This is a genomic window from Acidimicrobiales bacterium, from assembly GCA_036491125.1.
Classification (GTDB): Bacteria; Actinomycetota; Acidimicrobiia; order Acidimicrobiales; family AC-9; genus AC-9.
This window is the reverse complement of the sequence record DASXCO010000184.1, coordinates 1-2,343: the sequence shown is the minus strand read 5'-3', so window position 1 is coordinate 2,343 and position 2,343 is coordinate 1. Positions and strand designations below refer to the sequence as shown.

Here is a 2,343-nt window from a genome sequence, read left to right as displayed (position 1 = left end):
GTCGTCCGAAGACCGACCCGACCGACCTTGGCCACGAGGAGCACGACCATCGCCGAGCCCACGTAGAGATGGATCGCGTCGGTCGTCGCCAGCCGGAGCGGTGATCGCACGCCGGTGCCGACCAGCAGATAGGGCACGGCGCTCAACCAGCCCAGGGTGACCAGCAGGCCGAGACCTGTGCCCAGCCAGCCGAGCGACAGGCGCGGAACCGAAGGCGGTTCCCGCTCCGCGGAGTCCAGCGTCAGCGAGCGACGCGACGTGGGGCTGTGGTCAGCCCCAGCCGGGACGTGCCCGCCATCGTCAGGACGAACAGCGCGAACGTCAGAACGTGAACGGTCGTGCACCACAGACAGATGGCCTTGATCGAGAGCAACTCGGCAGAGATGAGATACAGGGCGAAGCCCATCCCCCCGACGGCGAGAACGAGCCGGGCCACGATGACTGCTGACAGCGCCGATCGCCACGCCGCCGGCAGGTTGAGCACGACCATGGCGAGGAACCAGGCCAAGCCCAGCACGGCGATCGGGATCCCGACCAGCATCGACTGGGAGCTCGTCGTGACCTTGGCGCAGTTGATGGCGCCCGACCCGCTACAGGCCAGGATCGAGGTCGTGGTGTAGTGGGCCGCGGTGAGGTAGGACGAAGCACCGACGCCGGCGACGGCGAAGATCACGCCGAGGGCAGGGAACCAACCGCTCACCGAACCGGCCCTGACGTCATCTTCGTCGTCGACCGCGCGCGAACGCTCGACCTCCAGCCCCGGCGTCACCAGGTCACCCGCCCAGCGTGGCCTTGGCCGCCGTGATCGTCGGGGTGGTGCAGACCTGCGCCGGCTGGTTGTTGGTCATGTTGCAGATGGCTGCGGTGAGGATGTTGGCCGTGCCGTCGATGTTCTGTGCCATCGGGTTCGACGGATCGACCAGGCTGCCCGCGATGGCCGTCATCGACTTACCCTGGAGAACCTGGGGGCTGTAGCTGGCGCCCGAGACGATGTAGCGGTTGCCGAAGTCCACGAAGGGGATCCCGCCCGAGCTCTGGGTGTACGGCGGTACGTCGTACTGCTGCAGGAGCTTCTGCTGGGCTGCGGTCGGCTGCTGGAGGGTGGCGAACCCGTTGCCCGACGGCTGGTTGCTCTGCATCTCGACGGACGTGAAGTTGACGTAGGGGCTGGAGTAGCTCGAGCCGAAGAAGCTGAAGGTCTTGGTCCCTGGAAAGACATCGTTCGTGGCGGACTCCGTGGACCCCAGGTGCGAGAAGGTGCCGAAGCGGCTGAGGGCCACGACCATCGGCCAGCGCTCGGCGGCGCAATACGGGCAGTACTCGGCCCCCATGTAGAGCACCTCGGGCAGGCCGTTGCTCGTCAGGGCCGGTTGGCCAGTGGTGGGTTTGGGCGCCTGGATGCCGGACGGACCCAGACCCACGGCTGCCAGCGTGCCGGCGGGCACGCTCGTCGTCGCCTGGACGACGTCAGTGGGCGCCTGCGTCGTGGCCGTCGCCTTCGACCCGGTGTTCAACAGGGCGACGACGAGGATGATGACCACGACGATCACCACGACGCCGCCCGACGCCCACGGCCACCACGTGCGGCCCCGCCTCGTCGGCGCACGGGCGGCTGCCGGCCGCGCCTGCTTGGTGCGGCTCGAGGGGGGACGGCTGGGTCCGCCCCGGCCCCCCCGTGAGGACGTTCGTCCGGAATTGGCCACGTCGAGTCCTAACTCCCTGGTACCGGGCCTGGTGCATCACCAAGGCAACGCCCCGAAACTGTAGCGATCGAACCCCCGACTGGTGCCGCGGCGGGCCCGTGATCGCCGCGGCCGGGCCTCACGCGGATGTGGAGGCGCGAGATCCGAGCGCCGCCAGCACCTCGTCGGCGGCGCGCTCACCCGACTCGACGGCGCCGTCCATGTACCCCGCCCACCGCGTCGCCGTCTCCGTCCCGGCCCAGTTGACCAGGCCCAGCGGCCGGCGCAGTGCCGGTCCGTACTCGACCAGCGCACCGGGCATCGGAAAGCCGATCGGCCCGCCGGCGCTGAACTCCTCGCGGTTCCACAGGGCCTCGTAGTAGCCGTTGATGCCGCCCAGGGGCTGGAGCGCCTGCGGACCGAAGTAGTTGGCCAGGTCGGCCAGGACCTGGTGGTAGCGCTCCTCGCGGGTCCGGCCCGACCACAGCCGGGCCTCGTCGGCCTCGATGAACCCGAGGATGGCACCCGGGCTGACCTGTGACGTCTGGGGATCGGGGTGCGGCGTGTTGTCGAAGGTGGCCCGGACGGTCCCGCTGTCGCTCGTGACCTGACCCGCCAGGCCCTGGTCACGCCAGAAGGGCCGGGGATAGATGACGTTCAC

At 69.5% G+C, this 2,343-nt stretch carries 3 protein-coding genes; all 3 read right to left on the bottom strand.

Going from position 1 to position 2,343, the window contains the following annotated elements; translation table 11 throughout:
- Window positions 1-241: 241 nt before the first annotated feature.
- Window positions 242-769: a vitamin K epoxide reductase family protein gene (locus tag VGF64_14960; GenBank protein ID HEY1636062.1), complete on the bottom strand. Its 528-nt coding sequence runs from the start codon at window positions 767-769 to the stop codon at window positions 242-244.
- A 4-nt stretch (window positions 770-773) separates the two neighbouring features.
- Window positions 774-1,703 (bottom strand): DUF929 family protein, encoded by a 930-nt coding sequence (locus tag VGF64_14955; protein ID HEY1636061.1) that lies wholly within the window; start codon window positions 1,701-1,703, stop codon window positions 774-776.
- A 118-nt stretch (window positions 1,704-1,821) separates the two neighbouring features.
- Window positions 1,822-2,343 (bottom strand): FAD-dependent oxidoreductase (locus VGF64_14950; GenBank protein HEY1636060.1); only part of this gene is annotated, 522 nt, incomplete at its 5' end.